Here is a 23,818-nt window from a genome sequence, read left to right on the forward strand (position 1 = left end):
CAGGGCTTTTCACTATATAAACCCCGATATTTGGCGAGAACTCTCGGCAATTACCGCTTATTCGGAGTGGCATTACCCGCGCTTGGCCGTGCGGGTGTCAACCGGGCGGCTAACATAGCACCAAAACGGGGCAACACAACCTTGCACCAAAGGCGCATGTTCGCGCCGTGATTGGCGAACCTGCCGCTGGCAACCCACAAATTTTTCATCAATTGCGACCAGCGTCTAAGCTTCAGGCAAGCGAGACGAACATACGCAGCCGGGCTGAACACTATGGGCGCACAGTGGCAAACGGAACCAGACAAGACGCAGGCTGCCGCAGAACAACCGGATACTCCCGCATTGCCCAAACGTCCCCGCCGGCGCTATGGCTGGTGGCTGTTCGGCCTGCTGGTGCTGGGGGCCCTGGTACTGCTGGGCCTGGCGATCGCCCGTGAAATGCACACCTCGCGCCTGCAGGCGCGCGAGTTCAGCCAGTTCGCCGCCACCCTGAGTTATTCGATGCACAAGGGCCCCAGCGATGCCGTCATCTACCCGGGCGAAGGCCCGTTCGACAAGCGTCTGGGCTACAGCGCGCTGGGCGAGTTCCTGCCGCGGCTGTTCAAGCGCGATTACGTGATCGTCGAGCAGGCGCGTTTTTCGCCGGCGCTGATGAACTATGTGCAGCACGGGTTCTTCGTGCCCTATGCCGAGAAGATCCAGGCCGGCCTGTCGATCACCGACTGCAAGGGCGACGCGCTGTACCAGTTCCATTACCCGCAGCACCTGTACCCGGATTTCGCCTCGATCCCGCCGGTGATCGTGCACAGCCTGCTGTTCATCGAGAACCGCGACCTGCTCGACCCCGCCGATCCGCGCAGCAACCCGGCGGTGGACTGGCCGCGCTTCGCCATGGCCGCCTACAGTCAGGTCGCCAAGCACCTGGCCCTGCCCGGCCAGTCGGCCGGCGGCAGCACGCTGGCCACGCAGCTGGAAAAATACCGCCACTCCCCCGATGGCCTCACGGTGTCGGGCAGCGAGAAACTGCGCCAGATGATTTCGGCCAGCGTGCGCGCCTACCAGGACGGGCCGCAGACCCTGGGCGCACGCCAGCGCATCGTGCGCGACTACCTCAACAGCGTGCCGCTGTCGGCGGTGCCCGGCCACGGCGAAGTGCACGGCATGGCCGAGGGCCTGCGGGTGTGGTACGGCGCCGACTTTGCCGAGGTCAACAAGACCCTGGCCAGTACCGACAGCGACCCGGCCAGCCTGGCCGCGCGTGGCCTGGCACTGCGCCAGGTGCTGTCGCTGATGATCGCCCAGCGTCGCCCGTCGCACTTTCTGTCCAAGGGTCGCAACGAACTGGCCACCCTCACCGACAGCCACGTGCGCCTGCTGGCCGCCAACAACATCATCGACCGCCCGCTGGCCGATGCCGCGCTGGCAAGCAAGGTGGTGTTTCGCGACTGGGTGGCGCAGCCGACCATCGTGCCCATCGTCACCAACAAGGGCATCAGCGTGGCCCGCAGCCGCTTGTCGTCGGCGCTGGGGCGCCCGCTGTACGACCTGGACCGCCTCGACCTGTCGGCCACCAGCACGCTGCAGGCCGACCTGCAGGGGCAGGTCAGCGAGTACCTCAAGAGCCTCGCCGACCCGGCCTTTGCGGCGCAGATGGGGCTGATTGGCGAACGCCTGCTGACCCCCACCAGCACCACCCAGGTGCGCTACAGCTTCACCCTGCTGGAACGCACCGCCGACGGCTCGCGGGTACGGGTACAGACCGACAGCACCGACCAGCCGTTCGACATCAACGAGGGCAGCAAGCTTGAGCTGGGCTCCACCGCCAAGTTGCGGGTGCTGACCCAGTACCTGGAAATCATCGCCGAGCTGCACGACAAGTACGTCGACATGACCCCGGCCCAGTTGAGCAAGGTGGAGGTGGCCGACACCGACTTCATCAGCCGCTGGGCCCTGGATTACCTGGCCCGCAACAAGGACCGCAACATCACCGCGATGCTCGACGCGGCGCTGGAGCGCAAGTATTCGGCCAGCCCCGGCGAAGCCTTTTTCACCGGCGGCGGCATGCACGTGTTCAACAACTTTCGCCGCGAGGACAACGGCCGCATGCCGACCCTCAAGGATGCCCTGCGCGAGTCGATCAACCTGCCCTTCATTCGCCTGATGCGCGACCTGGTGCGCTACAGCACCTATTCGGCACCGGGCAACAGCGGCAAGTTGCTCAAGGACGATGCCGAGCCGCGGCGCCAGGAATACCTTGCCCGCTTCGCCGACCGCGAGGGCACCGACTTCATGCGCCGGTTCTGGAAGAAGTACCAGCGCAAGACCTCCCAGGAACGCCTGGACACCTTTCTCGACAGCCTGCGGGTCACGCCGATCCGCCTGGCCGCCGTGCACCGCTACCTGTTCCCCGAGGCCGACCAGGCCACCTTCAACGCCTTCGTGCGCGCGCACATGAAGGCCGAGCCAGGGGCGGCCAAGCGGCCACCGCTGAAAAAGGACCAACTGACCGACCAGCGTCTGGAAGGCCTGTATGCCGCCTACGGCCCGGGCACCTACGACCTGCCCGACCAGGGCTACATCGCCCGGGTGCACCCGCTGGACCTGTGGCTGCTGGGCTACTTGCTGAAGAACCCCACCGCAAGCTTTCAGGACGCGGTGCTGGCCAGCCATTTCGAACGCCAGGAAGTCTACAGCTGGCTGTTCAAGAGCCGGCACAAGGGCGCCCGTGACAGCCGTATCCGTACCATGGTCGAGATCGAGGCGTTCCTCGACATTCACCAGCGCTGGAAGCGCGTGGGCTACCCGTTCGATCACCTGGTGCCATCGCTGGCCACCGCCATCGGCAGCTCGGGCGACCGCCCGGCGGCGCTGGCCGAGCTGGTGGGCATCATCCAGAACGACGGCGTGCGCCTGCCGGTGCTGCGTATCGACACCCTGCACTTCGCCGCCGACACGCCCTATGAACTGCGCCTGGCCGGTGACCCGGACCGGGGCCAGCGGGTGCTGTCGGTGGAAGTGGCGCGGGCCCTGCGCGGGGCCATGTCGCAGGTGGTGGACGCCGGTACGGCACGACGGGTGTCGGGGAGCTTCAAGCTGCCCGATGGCACCCTGCTGACCATGGGCGGCAAGACCGGCACCGGGGACAACCGCATCGAGAGCTTCGGTGCTGGCGGGCGGCTGATCGGTTCGCGTTCGTTGAACCGCACCGCGACGTTCGTGTTCTTTCTGGGCGACAACCATTTCGGCACCTTGACGGCGTTCGTGCCGGGGCGCGCGGCCGAGGCATTCAAGTTCACCTCGGCGTTGCCGGTGCAGGTGCTCAAGGGCATGGCGCCGATACTGCTGCCGTACCTGCAGCCGGGGGGCAACACGTTGTGCACGCCGCCGCTGGTGGCAACGCAAGACCTTTCGAAGCCCTGAAGCCATTCGCCCGCCTGCACCAACCACACGCTTGCGTGCAGGAGCCTGCCTTGCCGGCGAAACAGATCAGCGCCAAATGCGAAAAATAATCATCTCCACGTCTTGCGTTAAGATATATCTTGAGTAATATCTTTAGATACATCGAAACGCAGACAGGAGACAGTCCATGCGTGACCATCACCCACCCCACCGCGACAGCGGCGAGCGCCATGACGGCTTCGAGCGCCGGCACGGCCGTGAACGCGGCGACCGTGGCCCCCGCGTGTTCGCCCCCGGCGATCTCAAGTTGCTGCTGCTGGCCATGCTTTCGGAAAAGCCCGGCCACGGCTACGACCTGATCCGCCAGATCGAGGCCGAGTTCGACGGCGGCTACAGCCCCAGCCCCGGCGTGATCTACCCGACCCTGACCTTTCTCGAAGAGAGCGAGCTGATCAGCGGCGAAGTCCACGGCAGCAAGAAGCTCTACAGCGTCACCGACGCCGGGCGCCAGTCGCTGGTCGACCAGGCCATCGCCCTGGACGGCGTGCGCACGCGCATCGAGGTGAGCAAGCGCTCGATGCGCGTGCACGACCGTCCGCCGGAAATCCACGAAGCCGTACACAACCTGCGCCATGCCTTGCAGATCCACGCCGGGCGCTGGAACCCCGCAGAGATCGAGCGGGTACGCACCCTGCTCAACGACACCGCAAAAGCCATCGTTGCCGGCCCGGCAACCCCCACCCAGGAGACTTCCGAATGACGGACAGCCCCAACCTTTCGATCCATCGCGTCAACCACGAGATCAAGCGCCGCCGCCTCGAGGTACTGCGCGTGACCGAGCTGACCCCGCGCATGCGCCGCATCACCCTCGGCGGCGCCGAGCTGCAGGGCTTTCTCAGCGTCGGCAGCGACGACCACGTCAAACTCATGTTCGCCTGCTCCCCCGAAGAACAGGTGGCCCTGGACAACCCCGGCGCCACCGACGTGCGACCGACCATGCGCGAGTACACCCCGCGGCGCATCGACCTGGCCGCCGGCGAGCTGGACCTGGACTTCGTGCTGCACGGCGACGGCCCCGCCTCCACCTGGGCGGCCCAGGCCGAACCCGGCCATTACCTGCATATCGCCGGGCCACGCGCCTCGCTGGTGGTGCCGGACATCTTCGACAGCTACCTGCTGGTGGGCGATGAAACCGCCATCCCGGCCATCGGCCGCCGGCTCGAAGAGTTGCCAGCCGGACGCAAGGTGCTGGCGGTGATCGAAATCGAGGACGACCAGGAACGCCAGCCGCTGCCCAGCGCGGCGCAGGTCGAGGTGATCTGGGTACGGCGCCACCAGCAGGACGTGCTGCAGGTGTTGCGCGACCTGAGCCTGCCGTCGGGCACGCTGTACGCCTGGGTTGCCCTGGAAAAGGCGCTGACGCGCAAGGCCAAGAGCCTGCTGCTGGAAGAGAAAGGCGTTAACGAGGCGTACCTCAAGGCGGCCGCCTACTGGCGACTGGACCCCAACGACGAGGAATAAGCGTCGACCTTCAGGGTTGCGCCTGGGCCCGTGCCAGGCGCCTGCCCTGCCAGCGGTCGAGGACGATCAGCAGCACGCCGACCAGAATGAAGCCCCCCAGCATGGCCAGCGCATTGAGCAGCACCTGCGCATAGCCCAGGCTCGCCACATCGACGAACGGGTACGGATAGAAACCGATACCGTGACCGCGCGCCAGCACATACCCAAAGTACCCCAGCGGATACACCAGCCAGCCCAGCAGGTGCGTGAAACGCAACTGCCCCTTGGGCACGCACCACCACCAGTACAGCGCATAGGCCGCCGGCATCACGTCGTGCAGCAGCTCATCGGCCAGCCACTGCCAGCCCTGCGGTTGCCACAGGTGACGCAGCAACAGGCTGTAGGCCAGCGCCACGAACACGATGCTCACCGCCACCCCGGAACTCACCCAGGGCGACAGCCACCAGCGCCGCGCCGCCGATTCACGGCCAAAGGCCGCCTGGGTCAGCACCGTGGCCACCAGGGTATTGCTCAACACCGTGAAATAACCGAACAGATTCACCAGCCCGCCCAGCAGGCTGGCCTGATCCTGCCAGCGCGCCAGCAGCACCAGATACAGCTGGATGGTCAACGCCGCCCAGCCAAGGCCCGCCAGCAGGCCGATGCCCATGCGACGGTCAGCCACCGGCATCGGCTCAGCGACCGCGTTGCAGCTTCAGGTACAGGCGCTCGACCTTCTCCCGCGCCCAGGGCGTCTTGCGCAGGAAGGTCAGGCTCGACTTGATGCTCGGGTCACTCTTGAAGCAGCGGATATCGATGCGCTGCGCCAGCCCTTCCCATTGGTAGTGCGCCACCAGCGCGGTGAGGATCTGTTCCAGTGTCACGCCATGCAGCGGGTTGTTGTCAGCGGCAGTCATGCCTGTGCTCCAGCCAAACGAAGGTGCGCACCTTAGCCCAGGTGCGGCGGCGCGTCAGCACCTGGTGCGGCCTTTCTCGATCAAGGGCACCTGAGGTGATTCTAGTGACCACGAAGGCTCTGGACAGCACCTTGGCATTTATTGTTTTACGGTAATGTTATATTGTAACCAAAACGATAACTGCCAAGGACCCCACCATGCGTCACCTGCCGCTCCACCTCTCCCCCCTTGCCGCCGCACTGTGGCTGGCCTCGCTGCCCAGCCACGCGGTTGAACTGCAACCCCAGGTCATCACCGCCAACCCGTTGGGCACCCCGCTGGCAGCCCCCAGCAGCGTGCTCGAAGGCGACACATTGACCCTGCAGCAAAAGGGCAGCCTGGGCGAAACCCTGAACACCCAGCCCGGCGTCGCCTCCACCTGGTTCGGCCCGGGCGCCAGCCGCCCGGTGATCCGCGGCCTGGACGGCGACCGGATCCGTATCCTGCGCAACGGCGTGGGTGCACTGGATGCCTCTTCGCTGTCGTACGACCACGCCGTGCCACTGGACCCGGTGAACGTCGAGCGCGTCGAGATCGTGCGCGGCCCGGCCGCCCTGCTCTACGGTGGCAATGCCATCGGCGGGGTAGTCAACACCTTCGACAACCGCATCCCCGACGCGCCGGTGCAAGGCATTCATGGTGCCGGCGAGCTGCGCTACGGGGGCGCCGACACCACCCGCAGCAGTGCGGGCAAGCTGGAAGCCGGCGATGGCCGCTTCGCCCTGCACCTGGACGCCAACAGCCGCCAGTTCAACGATTTGCGCATCCCCGGCTACGCCCGCAGTTCGAAGGTGCGCGATGCCGACGAACCCGGCGGCAAGCATCGCCTGGAAAACAGCGACGGGCGCCAGGACGGTGGTGCCGTCGGCGGTTCGTACAACTGGGAACACGGTTACGCGGGCCTGTCCTACAGCCGCTACGATGCCAACTACGGTTCGGTGGCCGAGCCCGGCGTGCGTCTGGCCATGGAACAGGACCACTACGCCTTTGCCTCCGAACTGCGCGACCTCGACGGCCCGTTCAGCTCGCTCAAGTTCGACGCCGGCTACACCGACTACAAGCATCAGGAGCTGGAAGGCGGCGAGGTGCATACCACCTTCAAGAACAAGGGCTACGAGGCCCGCGTCGAGGCTCGGCACCAGCCGCTGGGGCCGGTGGAAGGCGTGATCGGCGCCCAGGTCACCCGCAACGAGTTCTCGGCGTTGGGCGAAGAAGCCTTCGTGCCGCAGACCGATACCGACAGCCTGGCGCTGTTCGTGCTCGAACAGTGGAAGGCCACCGACCGCCTCGACCTGAGCCTGGGCGCACGCCTGGAGCACACCCGGGTCGACCCCGACAGCCAGGGCAGCGAACGTTTCGCCCAGGCCGACAGCGCCAGCAGCTTCACCGCCGCCAGCCTGTCCTCGGGTGCGGTGTACCAGTTGACCCCGGTGTGGTCGCTGGCCGCCAGCCTGGGCTACACCGAACGTGCACCGACCTTCTACGAGCTGTATGCCAATGGCGCTCACGTCGCCACCGGCACCTACGAGGTGGGCGACCCGGGGCTTTCGAAGGAGAAGGCGATCTCCAGCGACCTGGCCCTGCGTTTCGACAACGGCACGCACAAGGGCAGCGTGGGCGTGTTCTACAGCCACTTCCGCAACTACATCGGCCTGCTGGCCAGCGGCAACCTGCGCGAAGGGCATGATCACGATCACGGGGATGACGATCACGATCACGACCATGATCACGAGCATGGCGACGTGCCCGAATACCTCTATCACGGCGTGCGCGCCCGCTTCTACGGCATCGAAGCCCAGGACCGCTGGCAACTGCTGGAAAACGCCTACGGCAGCTTCGCCCTGGAACTGTCTGGCGACTACACCCGCGCCAAGAACCTGGATACCGGCGAAGACCTGCCACGCATTGCCCCGCTGCGCCTGAACAGCGGCCTGACCTGGAACCTTGAACGCTGGCAGGCACGGGTCGACGTGCAGCATGCCAGCAGCCAGCATCGCAAGCCGGCCAATGAAACCAGCACCGACGGCTACACCACCCTGGGGGCCAGCGTGGGCTATCGCTTCGAGATCGGCCAGAGTGAATGGCTGGCCTTCGTGCGCGGCGAAAACCTCACCGACCAGACCGTACGCTATGCCAGTTCGATCCTGCGCGACATCGCCCCAGCGCCGGGTCGCAGCGTCCAGGTAGGCCTGCGAACCACCTTCTGAACCCACACCGTTGCCGGATTGTTACCCATCCGGCAACGGTCACTCTTGCTGATCCGGCTTTTTTTCCGGCACGTTCGCCTATATCCTCCCCGCCTCAAGCTGAACCGCTTCACCTATTCCTGATACTGCCTTGCCCTCGACGATGCCTGCATCTCGGGCAATTTGCCGTTCTTCCAACAATCAAAAGACAGCGCTATCTCATGCATCAGTTCCATCATCTGCCCCCCGCCGCCGCGACCTTGCTGGCAGGCCTGGCCGCCAGCACGCTGGCCTGCAGCCTGCAGGCCGCCCCCCTCTTCGACGGCGACTCGCCCTGGATGCTCGGCGACTGGGGCGGCACACGCTCGGCGCTGGCCGAGCGCGGCTACGACTTCACTCTGGGCTACACCGGGGAGATGGGCAGCAACCTGCACGGTGGCCACGACCACAGCAACACCGCCCGCTACAGCGACCAGTTCAGCCTGGGCAGCCACCTGGACCTGCAGAAGATCCTCGGCTGGCAGGGCGCCGAATTCCAGTTGACCGTGACCGAGCGCCACGGCAACAACATCAGCAACGATCGCATCAACGATCCGCGGGTGGGCGGCTTCACCTCGGCCCAGGAAGTCTGGGGCCGTGGCCAGACCTGGCGGCTGACCCAGATGTGGTTCAAGCAGACGTACCTGGACGGCGACCTCGACGTGAAGGTCGGGCGCTTCGGCCAGGGCGAGGACTTCAACAGCTTCCCCTGCGACTTCCAGAACCTGGCCTTCTGCGGCTCGCAGGTGGGCAACTGGGCCGGCAGCATCTGGTACAACTGGCCGGTGAGCCAGTGGGCCCTGCGCGTCAAGTACCACCTTACGCCGGAACTCTACGCCCAGGTCGGTGCCTACGAACAGAACCCCTCCAACCTCGAGCGCCAGAACGGCTTCAAGCTCAGCGGCAGCGGCACCCAGGGCGCGGTACTGCCGGTGGAACTGGTGTGGACGCCGGCCATCGACGGCCTCAAAGGGGAATATCGCGCCGGTTACTACTACAGTAGTGCCAAGGCACAAGATGTTTACAAGGACGGCAACGGCCAACCGGCAGCCCTCAGTGGCCAGGACTATCGCAGCAGCTCGAGCAAGCACGGGTTCTGGCTGGGGGCACAGCAGCAGGTGACGTCGTTGGCCAGCGATCACTCACGTGGCCTGAGCGTTTTTGCCAATGCCACGCTGCACGACAAGAAGACCAATGCCATCGACAACTATGTTCAGGCAGGTGTGGTTTACAAAGGGCTGTTCGATGCCCGCGCCAAGGACGACATCGGCTTCGCCCTCGCTCGCGTGCACGTCAACCCGGCCTATCGCAGGAACGCCGAGGCCCGCAACCGCGCCAATGCCCTCTTCGACTACGACAACCCCGCCTTCCTGCCCGTCCAGGACACCGAGTACAGCGCCGAGCTGTATTACGGCATCCACCTGGCCCAGTGGCTGACCGTGCGCCCGAACCTGCAGTACATCCGCCACCCGGGCGGGGTCGGGCACGTGGACGACGCGCTGATCGGCGGCCTCAAGATCCAGAGCAGCTTCTGAACGGGCCCTGCGGCTCGAACCTTTTCACCTTGATGGAGAACACACGATGAGCACTGATGGTGCCTTGAGTAGAACCCGCTGGCTGCCGAGACTGCTCGGCGTGCTGCTGTTGCTGATGGGGCTGGCGCTGCTGGCCGGCGGTATCAAGCTGAGCCAGCTCGGCGGCTCGCTGTATTACCTGATCGCCGGTATCGGCTTTGCCCTGTCGGGCGTGCTGCTGCTGGCACTGCGCCGCACCGCGCTGGGCCTGTACGGCCTGGTGCTGCTGGGTAGCACCCTGTGGGCATTGTGGGAGGTCGGCCTGGACTGGTGGCAACTGGTACCGCGCCTGTCGCTGTGGTTCGCCCTGGGCGTGGTGTTGCTGCTGCCGTGGGCACGCCGCCCGCTGCTGGGCCAGCCCGGCAAGCTCAACACCGGGCTGCTGAGCCTGGCGGTGGTGCTGTCGGGCGCCACCGCAGTGGCAAGCCAGTTCACCTTCCCGGGTGAAATCAAGGGCGAGCTGGGCCGCGACAGCACCGAGCTGAGCAGCACCGCGCCGGCCATGCCCGATGGCGACTGGCAGGCCTACGGGCGCACCGAATTCGGTGACCGCTACTCGCCGCTGCGCCAGATCACCCCGAACAACGTGCACAAGCTCGAAGAGGCCTGGCGCATTCGCACCGGCGACCTGCCGACCAGCGATGACCCGGTCGAGCTGACCAACGAGAACACCCCGCTCAAGGTCAATGGCAAGCTGTATGCCTGCACCGCGCACAGCAAGGTGCTGGCCCTGGACCCGGATACCGGTGCCGAGATCTGGCGCTTCGATCCGCAGATCAAGAGCCCGGTGGGCTTCAAGGGCTTTGCCCACATGACCTGCCGTGGCGTGTCGTACTACGACGAAAACAACTACGTGAACATGGACGGCGCCCCTGCGCCGAAAATCTCCGAAGCCGGCCAGGCCGTGGTGCGCAGCTGCCCGCGTCGCCTGTACCTGCCCACCGCCGATGCGCGCCTGATCGCGATCAACGCCGACACCGGCAAGGTCTGCGAAGGCTTCGGCAACCAGGGCGTGGTCGACCTGACCCAGGGCATCGGCCCGTTCACCGCCGGTGGCTACTACTCCACCTCGCCTGCCGCGATCACTCGCGAGCTGGTGATCATCGGTGGCCACGTCACCGACAACGAGTCCACCAACGAGCCCTCAGGCGTGATCCGTGCCTACGACGTGCATGACGGTCGTCTGGTCTGGAACTGGGACAGCGACAACCCGGACGAGACCGCGCCGCTGGCACCGGGCAAGACCTACAGCCGCAACTCGGCCAACATGTGGTCGCTGGCCAGCGTCGACGAGAAGCTGGGCATGGTGTACCTGCCACTGGGCAACCAGACCCCTGACCAGTGGGGCGCCGACCGCACCCCAGGTGCCGAGAAGTTCAGTGCAGGCATCGTCGCCCTGGACCTGGCCACCGGCAAGGTACGCTGGAACTACCAGTTCACCCACCACGACCTGTGGGACATGGACGTCGGCAGCCAGCCGACCCTGCTCGACCTGAAGACCGCCGACGGCGTCAAACCTGCACTGATCGCCCCGACCAAGCAGGGCAGCCTGTACGTGCTCGACCGTCGTGACGGCAGCGCCATCGTGCCGATCCGCGAGATCCCGGCGCCCCAGGGCGCGGTCAAGGGCGACCACACCGCACCGACCCAGGCCCGCTCGGACCTGAACCTGCTGGGCCCGGACCTGACCGAGGCGGCCATGTGGGGCGCCAGCCCGTTCGATCAGATGCTGTGCCGTATCCAGTTCCGCGAACTGCGCTACGAGGGCCAGTACACCCCGCCGTCGGAGCAGGGCAGCCTGATCTACCCGGGCAACGTGGGCGTGTTCAACTGGGGCGGCGTGTCGGTCGACCCCGTGCGTCAGCTGCTGTTCACCAGCCCCAACTACATGGCCTTCGTGTCGAAGATGGTGCCGCGTGCCGAAGTGGCCGAGGGCAGCAAGCGCGAAAGCGAGACCAGCGGCGTGCAGCCCAACACCGGCGCACCTTACGCGGTGATCATGCACCCGTTCATGTCGCCCCTGGGCGTACCGTGCCAGGCCCCGGCCTGGGGCTATGTGGCCGGTATCGACCTGACCACCAACAAGGTGGTGTGGAAGCACAAGAACGGCACCAGCCGCGACAGCTCGCCGATTCCGATCGGCCTGCCGGTGGGTGTACCGAGCATGGGCGGCTCGATGGTGACGGCCGGCGGCCTGGGCTTTTTGAGCGGCACCCTGGACCAGTACCTGCGTGCGTATGACGTGAACACCGGCAAGGAGCTGTGGAAATCGCGCCTGCCGGCTGGCGGCCAGGCCACGCCGATGACCTACACCGGCAAGGATGGCCAGCAGTACGTGCTGGTGATGGCTGGCGGGCACGGTTCGCTGGGCACCAAGATGGGCGATTACATGATCGCCTACAAACTGGCGCAGTGATCGACCGCTGAACCTGGGCTGCCGTGCAGCCCTTCGCCGGCAAGGCCGGCGCCTGCAGGACCATGTGACAGCATGGCCCGGCAGGCGCCGGCCTTGTCGCTGAAGGGGCCGCCCGGCACTGCACATACCTGTCCGCCCATTGAAACCTCCCCCCTCCCGCCCCATCTAAGCACCATAGTCATTCACGCAGGTGCCCCATGAGCGACCAGCAGGATCTCCCCGAACATCCCGACCAAGACGCTGAAGTCGAGCATCTCGACGCCTCCGACCACACCGGTCGCACCCTCGCCATCCCCGGCCAGCAACTGCCGGACAAGGTCTACGTGATCCCGATCCACAACCGCCCGTTCTTCCCCGCGCAGGTACTGCCGGTGATCGTCAACGAAGAACCCTGGGCCGAGACCCTGGACCTGGTGGCCAAGACCCCGCACCACAACCTGGCGCTGTTCTTCATGGACACCCCGCCCGAAGACCATCGCCACTTCGATACCTCGGCCCTGCCGCTGTACGGCACCCTGGTCAAGGTGCACCACGCCAGCCGCGAGAACGGCAAGCTGCAGTTCGTCGCCCAGGGCCTGACCCGCGTGCGGATCCGCACCTGGCTCAAGCACCACCGCCCGCCCTACCTGGTGGAAGTCGAATACCCGCACCAGCCCAGCCAGCCGACCGACGAGGTCAAGGCCTACGGCATGGCCCTGATCAACGCGATCAAGGAGCTGCTGCCGCTCAATCCGCTGTACAGCGAAGAGCTGAAGAACTACCTCAACCGCTTCAGCCCCAACGACCCTTCGCCGCTCACCGACTTTGCCGCCGCCCTGACCTCCGCCACCGGCAACCAGCTGCAGGAAGTACTCGACTGCGTGCCCATGCTCAAGCGCATGGAAAAGGTGCTGCCGATGCTGCGCAAGGAAGTCGAGGTGGCACGCCTGCAGAACGAGATCTCTGCCGAGGTGAACCGCCAGATCGGCGAGCACCAGCGCGAGTTCTTCCTCAAGGAACAGCTCAAGGTCATCCAGCAGGAGCTGGGCCTGACCAAGGACGATCGCAGCGCCGACCTGGAGCAGTTCCAGCAGCGCCTGGCAGGCAAGACCCTGCCCGCTGCGGCGCAAAAGCGCATCGACGAAGAAATGGGCAAGCTGTCGATCCTGGAGACCGGCTCGCCCGAGTACGCCGTCACCCGCAACTACCTGGAATGGGCCACCGCCCTGCCCTGGGGCGTGTACGGCAAGGACAAGCTCGACCTCAGGCATGCACGCAAGGTGCTCGACCAGCACCACGCCGGCCTGGATGACATCAAGGATCGCATCATCGAGTTCCTTGCCGTGGGCGCCTACAAGGGCGAGATCAGCGGTTCGATCGTGCTGCTGGTGGGCCCGCCGGGCGTGGGCAAGACCAGCATCGGCAAGTCCATCGCCGAGTCCCTGGGGCGGCCGTTCTACCGCTTCAGCGTCGGCGGCATGCGCGATGAGGCCGAGATCAAGGGCCACCGGCGCACCTACATCGGTGCCCAGCCGGGCAAGCTGGTGCAGGCGCTCAAGGACGTCGAGGTGATGAACCCGGTGATCATGCTCGACGAGATCGACAAGATGGGCCAGAGCTACCAGGGCGACCCGGCCTCGGCCCTGCTCGAAACCCTGGACCCGGAACAGAACGTCGACTTCCTCGACCATTACCTGGACCTGCGCCTGGACCTGTCCAAGGTGCTGTTCGTGTGCACCGCCAACACCCTCGATGCCATCCCCGGGCCGCTGCTCGACCGCATGGAGGTGATCCGCCTGTCCGGTTACATCACCGAGGAAAAGGTCGCCATCGCCAAGCGTCACCTGTGGCCCAAGCAACTGGCCAAGGCCGGCGTGGCCAAGGCCAGCCTGGGTATCAGCGACAGCGCATTGCGCACGGTTATCGAAGGCTATGCCCGTGAAGCCGGGGTGCGCCAGCTGGAAAAGCAACTGGGCAAGCTGGTGCGCAAGGCCGTGGTGCAGTTGATCGACACACCCGATGCAGTGATAAAGATCGGCCCCAAGGACCTCGAAGCTTCACTCGGCATGCCGGTGTTTCGCAGCGAGCAGGTGCTGTCGGGCAAGGGCGTGATCACCGGCCTGGCCTGGACCAGCATGGGCGGCGCCACGCTGCCGATCGAGGCGACCCGCATCCACACCCTCAACCGTGGCTTCAAGCTCACCGGCCAGCTGGGCGAGGTGATGAAGGAATCCGCCGAGATCGCCTACAGCTACGTCAGCGCCAACCTCAAGCAGTACGGTGGTGAGGTGGGCTACTTCAACGAGTCGTTCATTCACCTGCACGTGCCCGAAGGGGCCACGCCCAAGGACGGCCCGAGTGCCGGGGTGACCATGGCCAGCGCCCTGCTGTCCCTGGCACGCGACCAGGCACCGAAGAAAGGCGTGGCCATGACCGGCGAGCTGACCCTGACCGGGCAGGTATTGCCGATTGGCGGGGTACGCGAGAAGGTGATTGCGGCGCGCCGGCAGAAGATCCACGAGCTGATCCTGCCGGAGGCCAACCGCGGCGACTTCGAAGAACTGCCCGGCTACCTGAAGGCCGGCCTGCAGGTGCATTTCGCCAGGCGCTTCAGCGACGTGGCCAAGGTGCTGTTCTGAAACAGCGGTAACAGAAACAGCGCGGGCTGCAGGCAGCCCGCGCGGGCACCCGGCAGCGAAGCGTGAGAATCTTCCCAAGGCAGCACACTTTCCCTATTATCGGCTGCCCGGACCCTCCCCGAGCCAGGAGTCATGATGACCGCATCCCGTGTGTTACTGAGTTCGAGCCTGATACTCCTGGCCAGCTGTGCCAGCCAGCCCACACCTCCACAGCCGCTGCTGGTGGAAAAACAGAGCCAGTGCCCGGTCACGCTCGATGTCGGCCAGGCCATCACCCTGGCGTTGCCCAGCAACCCCAGTACCGGTTATCGCTGGCTGCTGCAGAATCCGGCCAACGGCGTACTTGCGGCGCTGGGCCCCGAGGTCTACAGCAACCCCGAAGACACCGGCCTGGTGGGCAGTGCCGGCCGATCGCTGTGGCGCTTCAAGGCCAGCGCCAGCGGCAGCGGCCACCTGCTGCTGGTGTATCAGCAACCCTGGGCACCGGAGGTCAAGCCGGCGATGAGCTTCGACTGCGACATCCAGGTACGCTGAGGCTGCGCCGCGGAGCATTTACTCGAGGCGTTTCTGAAGACGCCTGGCGCACTCTTCGATGAATGACCACTGCGCCAGGAAATTCTTGAAGTGAATGACGAATCTGGCCAGTTGCTGACTGTCCTGCATGCTGTGCAACTTGCCGATCGAGGCGTCCAGATAGGTCTCGATGAACTGCCAGGCGGTCTGCAGGTGCGACGCAGCAGTGGTGACGTCTTCCAGGCGTACCACCAGATTTCGCATGCGCTGCGCCAGTAGCCCCAGGTTCCCTTCCTTTGTGCCGGATGCCACCAGGCGCTCGATCTTGCGCCCCAGTGCCGGCCTCAATTCGAACCGGGCGTCATCACGAAACCTGTCAGTCTCCTTGCGTACTTCACCGACCTGGAACTGGAAGACGCCCGCCGAGTTCTTGAGGTTGGCCACCCACCGTGCCATCTCCAGCACAAGGGTTCGGTCTGGTGCATCCAGTTGCACGGGCACCTCGAACTGCACGCCTTGCCAAGCCTCCCTGCGCCCGCCCAACGCCTTGGTACGTTCACAGGCCAGCAGCGCACGCTCGCCTGACAGGCTGATGGAGCTGGCGCAGTTGATCAGCGCGATGGGCAACTGAATGCTTTTCTGCTTCAACCGCCCCCATGAGTCGGCGTGGAGGTTGATGCGATGGAACAACACCTGCATCGGGTAGAAGTCGAGCTCGGGGTCCGGGTGACGGTAGTATCCCAACCACTGCAGAAAGGCCTCCCGCCGGGTCGGTATCGCCATCACATGGTCCATGTAGGCATCCAGTACGGCAACGTGTTCGCGGGTGAACGTCAGGTCGATTCGCCCCTCCTCCTCCAGATCCTGCACCAATTGCAGCGGAATCAGGGCTATCTGGGTATCCAGCTCATCCTGAGGCAGTGGATGCCTCAGTCTTTGAATAATGTTGTTCATTGTGGGTCATCACCAGAGCAATCCAGAAGCCGCAAGGCGCTGCTGGCCAGCACAGCCTGTAGCGCCTTGCGCCCTTCACTCAAAGGCCGGCAACATACTCGGCCTTGATCTTTTTCTTGTAGGCTTTCAACGCCTCGACCAGCTCGCTGACCGCTCTCAACGCCTGCACATCGTCGATGCTGCAGGCGATGAGCCGATCCCAAACCGGCTTCAGTTGCACGGCGATGCGCCTGATGCCGGCCAGCCATTGCTCGCGTGACGTGACCAGCTCGGCATAAGCCTCAAGGTGCTGGCACTGGGCCTGGAGGCGCGTCTTGTCCCGTGCCATCGCGGTCAGTTGCAGTTGCAGTTCATCGTGCTGCTTCTGCATCCCTCGGCGCTGCTCGAGCATCGTTGCATAGCGCATGCCTTCCATTGCCGCACCGATGATTTCGCCAATTTTCTTCAGCGCGCCTTGCACTGCCTCGACCGACAGTCCGCCCGTGGCGATGACATCCGCCGCCGCCTTGAGCTGCTCGGTGGTCGGCAACAGGCCGCCGAAGGTGGATTCCACCTTGGCCGCCTCAAGTACCTTGATCGCCTCGTCAAGACTGGCCAGGGCCTCGCGCCGCACGGCCAGTTCGTCTTCGCAGGCCTTGCTATTGGCCGCCAGCCTGTCGAGCTCGCCCTGATAGCGAGCCTTGTCGGCACTGGAGTCATAGACCGGGATGGCCGTGATCTGAGCCGTGGCCGTGCGCAACTGCCCCAACTGATCGTTGAGCTTGACGGCAATCTCGCCGATGGCGTCCTGTGCCACCTCCAGATACTGCGCAATGTCCTCGGGATCATCGTTCGGGTCGATGTCCTTTTCGAGGCCGCCCAGGTCATTGCTCTTGATCGCGACGATGATGCGATCGGCATGGCGCATCAGTTGCTGGAGGTTGTCGTCAAGACAGCGTGCATTGCGCTCCACACGCTCGTGCAACAGTGGCAGGAAGGCATAGCGGCTGTCCTGGGCGGCCTTCAGGTAGGCGGCACCGGCACGCAGGACCCTGTCGAACTGCGGATCATCCCAGCCCAGCGGAAATTGAAGAATGTTGCTCATGGGTAGCTCCTTATTGGGCCCACAGCGTGTCGTCGAAGACCCGGCTCATGGTGATGGAGCAGGCTTCGATAAACGCCCACTGCGAGAGAAAGTTTCTGAAATGGATGATGAAAATGCCCAGCTGCCGGCTGTCGTTCATCTTTTCGAGCTTTTCGATGGACGCTTCGATGTAGGTGCCGATGGTCTGCCAGGCCGTCTGCAGGTGCGAGGAAGCGGTCACCACCTCCTGCAGGCGGGTGGCCAGTTCATCCATATGGGTCGTGAGCACCTGCAGGCGTCCCTCCAGGTTGACCGCCGCCGTCAGGCGCGCCCCCACAGCCTTGCGTTCCTTCTGCACCCGGTTGCGGGTCTTGCGCACCTTTTCGGCCTTGGAGCCATAGATCGAGCCTGAGATGACCGCCCCCAGCGGGCCGGCCGCCAGCCCGGACAGGGCCGCCTTGACGTACTCGTCGTACTGCTTGTTGAGGTTGTCGATTTCCTTGTCCAGCGCCGCCAGCTCATCGCGCAGGGCCTGGGTGGCACCGCTGGCCTGGTGGCGCTCGATGGCGTCGGTCTTGAGGGCGACCTCGTTCATCAGCTCGAAACGCGCGGTGTCGCGAAAGGTTTCGGTGTGGCTGCGCACACTGCTTACGCGCGCGTGAAAATGCTCGACTTCATCCTTGAGCACCTCCATGTAGTCCACCAGCGACGAGACGATCTCCCGGTCGCCGAAGCTCAACGCAACCGGCGCTGCGAACTGCACGGACTCCCACGTATCACGCCGCCCGCCAAGGGCCTTGGTCTTCTCGCATTCCTGCATCACCCCCTCGCCGGTGGTGTTGATGCCACGGGCACACACCCCCAGCTCGGCGGACAGCTTCTTGCACTCGTCGGACAGCGTGCCCCAGGCGCGGGCATGCTTGTGCAGGTTGAGAAAGGTCGTGCGCATGGCACTGACCGAAAGTACCGGCTCCTTGATGTCGGTGTAGCCAAGCCAGGGCACCAGCGACGCGGTTTCGGTCGGCAGGCCGGTGACATACTTCACATACTGATTGAGCGTGACGATATGTTCGCGGGAAAGCGTCAGCCCTCCCTCGTTTTCGCCATCACGCTGGTTCATGCCTTCGATCAGGTTTCTGGGCAGCAGGGCCGCTTCCTTTTCCAGTTCACCGGTATCGTACGAGCGCGCGCCAGGTTCGAGTTTCATTTCACATTCCTTGTGAGTGAGCCAATAGGGTCAAGCCACTTCACTCTAAGGACCCGCCGGCAAGACAAATAGCCGGCAGGCTTTCCTCGAAGCCGGCATTGGAATGCAGCGGCCAGCCGCGCCGGTCAGTCGGCCATGCATCCTGTTGCAACATTGGCTAAAATGCCGGCCCTTTACCGCCGAACGCCTGGATTGCCCGTGAGCAAAGAGCCCGATCGCCTGTTCGCCACCCCGCTGGCGCAGGTCCCCGATTTCACCTTCAACGAAGATGTCGTGCGGGTTTTCCCCGACATGATCAAGCGCTCGGTGCCCGGCTACCCGACGATCGTCGAGAACATCGGCGTGCTGGCTGCCCAGTTCGCCCAGCCCGATACCCTGCTGTACGACCTGGGCAGCTCGCTCGGTGCGGTGACCCAGGCGATGCGCCGACATGTACGCAGCGAGGGCTGCAAGGTGCTGGCGGTAGACAACTCCCCGGCCATGGTCGAGCGCTGCCGCGAATACCTCAGCCACCAGGACGCGATGCACCAGGAGTTGCTGCCGGTGCAGGTGATCGAGGCCGACATCACCGCGCTGGACCTGCAGCCGGCGTCGGTGGTGGCGCTGAACTTCACCCTGCAGTTCATCGAGCCGCAGGCACGCCTGGCCCTGCTTGGCCGCATTCGCCAGTGCCTGGTGCCTGGCGGCGCACTGATCCTGTCGGAGAAGCTGCGCTTTGCCGACACGCAGCAACAGGCCCTGCTCACCGATCTGCACGTGGCCTTCAAACGCGCCAACGGCTACAGCGAACTGGAAATTGCCCAGAAGCGCAGTGCCATCGAAAACGTGATGAAACCCGACAGCCTCGAGGAACACCGTCAGCGCCTGCTGGCAGCCGGTTTCTCGCAGGTGGTGCCGTGGTTCCAGTGCCTGAACTTCGCCTCGCTGATTGCCCTGCCATGATCGATCTGACTCCCCTGGTCCGCCGCATGGCGGGCACCCCATTGGCGCACTGGGCCCAAGGCCTGCAAGCGCAACTCGATGCCAAGCTGGAAAAGGGCCATGGCGACCTGGAGCGCTGGCAAAGCGCACTGGATGCGCTGCCGGCCCTGGAGCCCAGCCAGGTCGACCTGCTGCACGGCCTGCGCCTGGACAGCGACTGCGACGACGCCACCCGCGCACAGGTGCGCACCGCGCTGATGGGCCTGTCGCCCTGGCGCAAGGGCCCGTTCGACCTGTTCGGCGTGCACGTGGACACCGAATGGCGTTCGGACTGGAAGTGGTCACGGGTCGCGCCGCACCTGGACCTGCGCGGCAAACGCGTGCTGGATGTGGGTTGTGGCAACGGCTACTACCAATGGCGCATGCTCGGCGCCGGCGCCGACAGCGTGATCGGCGTGGACCCCAACTGGTTGTTCTTCTGCCAGTTCCAGGCCGTGCAGCGTTACCTGCCGGACCTTCCCGCCTGGCACTTGCCGTTCGCCCTGGAAGACCTGCCGGCCAACCTGGAAGGTTTCGACACGGTGTTCTCGATGGGGGTGTTCTACCACCGCCGCTCGCCGATCGAGCATTTGCTGGCGCTCAAGGACTGCCTGGTCAAGGGGGGCGAACTGGTGTTGGAAACCCTGGTGGTCGAGGGTGACGAGCATCAGGTGCTGGTGCCTGAAGACCGCTATGCGCAGATGCGCAATGTATGGTTCCTGCCCTCGGTGCCGGCACTGGAGCGCTGGTTGCGTCGCGCCGGCTTCAGCGATGTGCGCTGCGTGGATGTGAGCGTGACCAGCGTCGAGGAACAACGCAGCACCGACTGGATGCGCTACCAGTCGCTGAGCGACTTCCTCGACCCTACCGACCCGACCCGAACCGTCGAAGGCCTGCCGGCACCCAGGCGGGCGGTGCTGGTGGCGCGCAAGTAATCAGAAGGGGGCCCCTTCGCCTGCAGGAGCCGGCCTTGCCGGCGCAGAGGCCCTTGCGAACACGGCGTGCGTCAGTCCTTCACCACCTGCTGCTGCACCTGCTCCTTCTTCTGCGCTACCTCCTTCCTGCCCTCCCCATGCACCCGCTCCTGGCTCTTGCGAAACTCGGCCCAGAACGCCTTGGTGCGCTCGGCGCCGCCTTCGGCCATTGCCGCGCTGCTGCCCAGCAGCAACGCGGCGATCAGTGCGTACTTGCTCAGGTTCATCGACCTTCCCTCATGATTGGATTCGAACCGATCATAAGCAGCCCAAGCTAACGCCAAGGTGAGCCGCACATTACAGTGCTGCAAGATTGTGCTCCTCCTCCTTGCGGTGCGCCCAGTGGTACAGGGCCGGCAGCACCAGCAGGGTCAACGCGGTGGACGAGAGGATGCCGCCGATCACCACGGTGGCCAGCGGGCGCTGCACCTCGGCACCGGTGCCAGTGGCCAGTGCCATCGGAATGAACCCCAGCGACGCCACCAACGCGGTCATCAGCACCGGCCGCAGACGCGTCAGCGCACCTTCGTCGATGGCCACGCGCAGCGGCCGGCCCTGCTCGCGCAAGCTGCGGATGAAGGCGATCATCACCAGCCCGTTGAGCACCGCCACCCCCGACAGGGCGATGAAGCCCACCCCCGCCGAAATCGACAATGGAATGTCGCGCAGCCACAGCGCCACCACCCCGCCGGTCAGCGCGAACGGGATGCCGGTGAACACCAGCAGGCCGTCCCTGACGCTGTTGAACATCATGAACAGCAGCCCGAACACCAGCAGCAATGCCACCGGCACCACCACCTGCAGGCGCTTGGCCGCCGATTGCAGCTGCTCGAACTGACCGCCCCAACGCGTCCAGTAGCCAGGCGGCACTTCCACCTGCGTATCGATGCGCTCGCCGGCCTCGGCCACGAACGAACCGATGTCGCGGCCACGCACGTTGGCGCTGACCACCACCAGGCGCTTGCCGTCTTCGCGGCTCACCTGGTTGGGCCCCTGCACCAGCGCCAGGCTGGCCACCTCGGCCAGGCTGATGAAGCCGATACCGCCGTCGCTGCCCGCACTGGCCGGTACCGGAATCAGCAGCTGCGACAAGCCTTCGATATCGGTACGCACATCGTCCGAGAGGCGCACCACCATGTCGAAACGCCGGTCGCCCTCGTACAGCGTGCCGGCCTGGCGGCCGCCCACGGCCACGGCGATGGTGTCCTGCACATCGCCGACGTTGAGCCCGTAGCGTGCAGCCTTGTCGCGGTCGACCTCGATGGTCAGCACCGGCAGGCCCGAGGTCTGCTCGACCTTGACCTCCGATGCCCCCGGCACCGCCTGCAAGGTTGCGGCAATCTGTGCTGCCGTGCGGTTGAGCACCGTCATGTCGTCGCCGAAGACCTTGACCGCCACATCGCTGCGCACCCCGGAAATCAGCTCGTTGAAGCGCAGTTGAATCGGCTGCGACAGCTCGTAGTTGCTACCCGGCACCCGCGCCGCCGCGCGCTGGATATCGGCGATCAGTTGCTCGCGCGACTTGCCGGGGTCGGGCCACTGCGCCTGCGGCTTGAGCATCACGTAACTGTCGGAGATGTTCGGCGGCATCGGGTCGGCGGCGATCTCGGCGGTGCCGGTGCGCGCAAATACGCGCTGCACCTCCGGCACCTGGCTGACCACACTCTCCTCCAGGCGCTGCTGCAATTGCACCGACTGGCTCAGGCTGGTGCCCGGCACCCGCAGCGCCTGCAGGGCGAAATCGCCTTCGCTGAGGCTGGGCACGAACTCGCTGCCCATGCGCCCGGCCAGCACCGCGCACAGCAGCACCGACGCCCCGGCCAGGGAAAACGCCAGCCCACGGTGCCCCATCACCCAGCGCAATAGCGGCGCATAGCCGGCCTTGGCGCTGCGCATCAGCAGGTTTTCCTCTTCCTTGACCTTGCCGGTGACGAACAGCGCGATGGCCGCCGGCACGAAGGTCACCGAGAGCAGCATCGCTCCCAGCAGGGCGATCACCACGGTGAAGGCCATGGGGTGGAACATCTTGCCCTCCACCCCGCTCAGGGCAAAGATCGGCAGGTACACCACCATGATGATCAACTGGCCGAAGATCAGCGGGCGGCGCGCCTCGCGGGCGGCATTGAACACTTCGTGCAGGCGCTCGGAGCGGGTCAGCAGGCGGCCATGGTGCTGCTGGGCGTGGGCCAGGCGGCGGATCGCGTTCTCCACGATCACCACCGCGCCATCGACGATGATGCCGAAGTCCAGCGCACCCAGGCTCATCAGGTTGGCACTGACCTTGTTGCCGAACATGCCGGTGAAGGTGAACAGCATCGACAGCGGAATCACCATGGCGGTGATCAGCGCGGCGCGGATGTTGCCCAGAAACAGGAACAGCACCGCGATCACCAGGATTGCACCTTCCACCAGGTTCTTCTTCACCGTGGCGATGGCCTTGTCGACCAGGTCGGTGCGGTCGTACACCGTGACCGCGCTGACACCCGCCGGCAGCGTGCGGTTGATCTGCGCCAGCTTGTCGGCCACTGCCCGCGACACGGTGCGGCTGTTCTCGCCGACCAGCATGAACACGGTGCCCAGCACCACCTCACGGCCATTTTCGGTAGCCGCGCCGCTGCGCAGTTCGCGGCCGATGCCCACCTGGGCGACATCGCGCACGCGAATCGAGGTGCCGTCGACAGTGGCCAGCACGATGTTGGCAATGTCGTCGATGCCTGCCAGTTGCCCCGGCGCACGAATCAGCAGTTGCTCGCCACGGCGCTCGATGTAGCCGGCACCGACGTTGGCGTTGTTGCGCTCCAGGGCCGTCAGCAGGTCGCCCAGGGTCAGCTTGTAGGCGGCCAGGCGCCTGAGGTCGGGGGCAATCTGGTACTCCTTGGCGTAGCCGCCGATGCTGTTGATCTCGGCCACGCCGCGCACGTTGCGCAACTGCGGCTTGATGATCCAGTCCTGGATCTCGCGCAGGTCGGTGGGCGTGTACTCGCTGCCGTCGGCCTTGCGCGCATCCGGCGCGGCTTCCACGGTCCACAGGAAGATCTCGCCCAGGCCGGTGGAGATCGGCCCCATGGCCGCCTCGACGCCGTCGGGCAACTGCCCGCGCGCCTGTTGCAGGCGCTCGTTGACCAGTTGCCGGGCGAAGAACAGGTCGGTGCCCTCGTCGAAGATCACCGTCACCTGCGACAGCCCCGAGCGCGACAGCGAACGGGTCTGCTCCAGGCCCGGCAGGCCGGCCATGGCGGTCTCGATGGCGAAAGTGATGCGCTGCTCGGTTTCCAGCGGTGAAAAGCCCGCCGCCGAGGTGTTGATCTGCACCTGCACGTTGGTGATGTCGGGCACCGCATCGATCGGCAGCTTCTGGTAGCTGGCCAGCCCCAGCCCGGCCATCAGCAGCACCGCGAGCATCACGATCAGGCGCTGCTCGATGGCAAATTGAATGATCCGTTCGAACATGAGGAGTAC

At 65.2% G+C, this 23,818-nt stretch carries 17 protein-coding genes; 10 read left to right on the forward strand and 7 right to left on the reverse strand.

Annotated elements, in window-relative coordinates:
• Positions 1-273: 273 nt before the first annotated feature.
• From NP552_RS12230 to NP552_RS12240, 3 genes are all read left to right on the forward strand, one after another.
• Positions 274-3,420 carry a transglycosylase domain-containing protein gene (locus NP552_RS12230; RefSeq protein ID WP_088515478.1) on the forward strand — a complete coding sequence of 1,049 codons (3,147 nt, stop codon included), beginning with the start codon at positions 274-276 and terminating at the stop codon, positions 3,418-3,420.
• 166 nt (positions 3,421-3,586) lie between these two features.
• The gene (locus NP552_RS12235; RefSeq protein ID WP_054914759.1) at positions 3,587-4,159 is read left to right on the forward strand and encodes a PadR family transcriptional regulator; all 573 of its coding nucleotides are present in this window, start codon (positions 3,587-3,589) and stop codon (positions 4,157-4,159) included.
• Positions 4,156-4,920: a siderophore-interacting protein gene (locus tag NP552_RS12240; protein ID WP_043862003.1), complete on the forward strand. Its 765-nt coding sequence runs from the start codon at positions 4,156-4,158 to the stop codon at positions 4,918-4,920. Before NP552_RS12235 ends, NP552_RS12240 begins: the two co-directional genes overlap by 4 nt.
• A 10-nt stretch (positions 4,921-4,930) precedes the next feature.
• On the opposite strand, the gene NP552_RS12245 is transcribed toward NP552_RS12240, so the two are convergent.
• Together NP552_RS12245 and NP552_RS12250 are read right to left on the reverse strand one after the other, a co-directional pair.
• Positions 4,931-5,569 (reverse strand): Pr6Pr family membrane protein, encoded by a 639-nt coding sequence (locus NP552_RS12245; protein ID WP_376787183.1) that lies wholly within the window; start codon positions 5,567-5,569, stop codon positions 4,931-4,933.
• 25 nt (positions 5,570-5,594) lie between these two features.
• Positions 5,595-5,816 (reverse strand): VF530 family DNA-binding protein, encoded by a 222-nt coding sequence (locus tag NP552_RS12250; protein WP_043862005.1) that lies wholly within the window; start codon positions 5,814-5,816, stop codon positions 5,595-5,597.
• Between the two features lie 197 nt (positions 5,817-6,013).
• Between NP552_RS12250 and NP552_RS12255 the strand changes: the two genes are divergently transcribed.
• From NP552_RS12255 to NP552_RS12275, 5 genes are all read left to right on the forward strand, one after another.
• Positions 6,014-8,062, forward strand: coding sequence for a TonB-dependent receptor (locus NP552_RS12255; protein ID WP_058540956.1), 2,049 nt, complete (start codon positions 6,014-6,016; stop codon positions 8,060-8,062).
• 200 nt (positions 8,063-8,262) lie between these two features.
• The gene (locus NP552_RS12260; RefSeq protein ID WP_058540955.1) at positions 8,263-9,615 is read left to right on the forward strand and encodes a carbohydrate porin; all 1,353 of its coding nucleotides are present in this window, start codon (positions 8,263-8,265) and stop codon (positions 9,613-9,615) included.
• 46 nt (positions 9,616-9,661) lie between these two features.
• Positions 9,662-12,070, forward strand: a complete 2,409-nt coding sequence (locus NP552_RS12265; RefSeq protein WP_274096771.1) for a glucose/quinate/shikimate family membrane-bound PQQ-dependent dehydrogenase — start codon at positions 9,662-9,664, stop codon at positions 12,068-12,070.
• 197 nt (positions 12,071-12,267) lie between these two features.
• Positions 12,268-14,688, forward strand: a complete 2,421-nt coding sequence (lon, locus tag NP552_RS12270) for an endopeptidase La (RefSeq protein ID WP_043862009.1) — start codon at positions 12,268-12,270, stop codon at positions 14,686-14,688.
• 135 nt (positions 14,689-14,823) lie between these two features.
• A complete protein-coding gene (locus NP552_RS12275; RefSeq protein ID WP_043862010.1) occupies positions 14,824-15,222 on the forward strand; it encodes a protease inhibitor I42 family protein in 399 nt (132 codons plus the stop codon).
• 18 nt (positions 15,223-15,240) lie between these two features.
• Here NP552_RS12275 and NP552_RS12280 read toward each other — a convergent pair whose 3' ends face one another.
• The 3 genes from NP552_RS12280 to NP552_RS12290 all read right to left on the reverse strand — a co-directional run bounded on the left by NP552_RS12280 (position 15,241) and on the right by NP552_RS12290 (position 18,425).
• Positions 15,241-16,155 (reverse strand): hypothetical protein, encoded by a 915-nt coding sequence (locus NP552_RS12280; protein ID WP_054914765.1) that lies wholly within the window; start codon positions 16,153-16,155, stop codon positions 15,241-15,243.
• A 79-nt stretch (positions 16,156-16,234) separates the two neighbouring features.
• The gene (locus NP552_RS12285; protein WP_058540954.1) at positions 16,235-17,239 is read right to left on the reverse strand and encodes an alpha-xenorhabdolysin family binary toxin subunit B; all 1,005 of its coding nucleotides are present in this window, start codon (positions 17,237-17,239) and stop codon (positions 16,235-16,237) included.
• 10 nt (positions 17,240-17,249) lie between these two features.
• Positions 17,250-18,425 carry an alpha-xenorhabdolysin family binary toxin subunit A gene (locus NP552_RS12290; protein ID WP_054914767.1) on the reverse strand — a complete coding sequence of 392 codons (1,176 nt, stop codon included), beginning with the start codon at positions 18,423-18,425 and terminating at the stop codon, positions 17,250-17,252.
• A 162-nt stretch (positions 18,426-18,587) separates the two neighbouring features.
• Here NP552_RS12290 and cmoA point away from each other — a divergent pair, with 162 nt between their 5' ends.
• Both cmoA and cmoB read left to right on the forward strand, forming a co-directional pair.
• Positions 18,588-19,367, forward strand: a complete 780-nt coding sequence (cmoA, locus tag NP552_RS12295) for a carboxy-S-adenosyl-L-methionine synthase CmoA (RefSeq protein ID WP_274096772.1) — start codon at positions 18,588-18,590, stop codon at positions 19,365-19,367.
• Complete coding sequence (cmoB, locus tag NP552_RS12300) at positions 19,364-20,320, forward strand: tRNA 5-methoxyuridine(34)/uridine 5-oxyacetic acid(34) synthase CmoB (RefSeq protein WP_043862015.1); 957 nt, start codon at positions 19,364-19,366, stop codon at positions 20,318-20,320. Before cmoA ends, cmoB begins: the two co-directional genes overlap by 4 nt.
• A gap of 71 nt (positions 20,321-20,391) precedes the next feature.
• Here cmoB and NP552_RS12305 read toward each other — a convergent pair whose 3' ends face one another.
• Together NP552_RS12305 and NP552_RS12310 are read right to left on the reverse strand one after the other, a co-directional pair.
• Positions 20,392-20,586: a co-regulatory protein PtrA N-terminal domain-containing protein gene (locus tag NP552_RS12305; RefSeq protein ID WP_058540951.1), complete on the reverse strand. Its 195-nt coding sequence runs from the start codon at positions 20,584-20,586 to the stop codon at positions 20,392-20,394.
• Positions 20,587-20,656: 70 nt separating this feature from the next.
• Positions 20,657-23,809, reverse strand: coding sequence for a CusA/CzcA family heavy metal efflux RND transporter (locus NP552_RS12310; protein ID WP_043862017.1), 3,153 nt, complete (start codon positions 23,807-23,809; stop codon positions 20,657-20,659).
• Positions 23,810-23,818: the final 9 nt, after the last annotated feature.

The sequence above is a fragment of the Pseudomonas sp. 8209 genome (genome assembly GCF_028682105.1).
Lineage (GTDB): Bacteria > Pseudomonadota > Gammaproteobacteria > Pseudomonadales > Pseudomonadaceae > Aquipseudomonas > Aquipseudomonas palmensis.